This is a genomic window from Phytoactinopolyspora endophytica (assembly GCF_004138495.1).
GTDB lineage: Bacteria > Actinomycetota > Actinomycetes > Jiangellales > Jiangellaceae > Phytoactinopolyspora > Phytoactinopolyspora endophytica.
This window is the reverse complement of sequence record NZ_ML142849.1, coordinates 339,205-339,837: the sequence shown is the minus strand read 5'-3', so window position 1 is coordinate 339,837 and position 633 is coordinate 339,205. Positions and strand designations below refer to the sequence as shown.

General features: G+C 68.7%; 2 protein-coding genes. Both read left to right on the top strand.

Annotated elements, in window-relative coordinates:
• Positions 1-429 (top strand): sugar ABC transporter substrate-binding protein (locus ELR45_RS01480; RefSeq protein ID WP_165367372.1); only part of this gene is annotated, 429 nt, incomplete at its 5' end.
• Between the two features lie 15 nt (positions 430-444).
• On the top strand, positions 445-633 hold a 189-nt coding region (locus tag ELR45_RS36415), incomplete at its 3' end, for an SDR family NAD(P)-dependent oxidoreductase (protein ID WP_205855675.1).

Genomic DNA, 633 nt, shown 5'->3' with positions numbered 1-633 from the left:
CTGCTCACCGAAGGGGGAGCGACGGTCACTCCGGACGAGATCCGGCAGGTGCTCAGTCCTGGCACCTCCCAGGAGGAGGCGCTGCAGTTCGTCACCGACTACCTGCAGGCGAATCCCGACGGCCTGGACGCCATCTGGACCGGCTGGGACCATGCCGCCGTCGGCGCGGCGCAGGCGGTCACCGAGGCGGGGCGGGAGGACATCGTCGTCACCGGCGTCGACGCCGTCGGCATCGCCCTGAACGAGATCGAGAAGGACGGCCCCTTCCACGCCACCGTGGTGCAGGACTGGCCGGGCATCCTCGACATCGTCGTCGGACAGCTGGAGCACTACGCGGACACCAGCGAGCTTCCGGAGGAGAACTTCATCGAATCCGACGTCACCCTCGTCACCATCGACAACGTCGCCGACATCGAGCCCACGGGCTGAGAAGGAGCCATGCACATGCGTCTGGAAGGCAAAGTCGCTCTCGTCACCGGCGGGGCCAGCGGCATCGGCGAGGCCACACTGCACAAGCTGGCGCGCGAGGGCGTGCAGGTGGTCGTCGCGGACATCAACGACGACGACGCCCGGCGAGTGGCGGCCGAGATCGGGAAGGCGGGCGGGTCCGCGTCGGCCGTCAAGATGGACGTG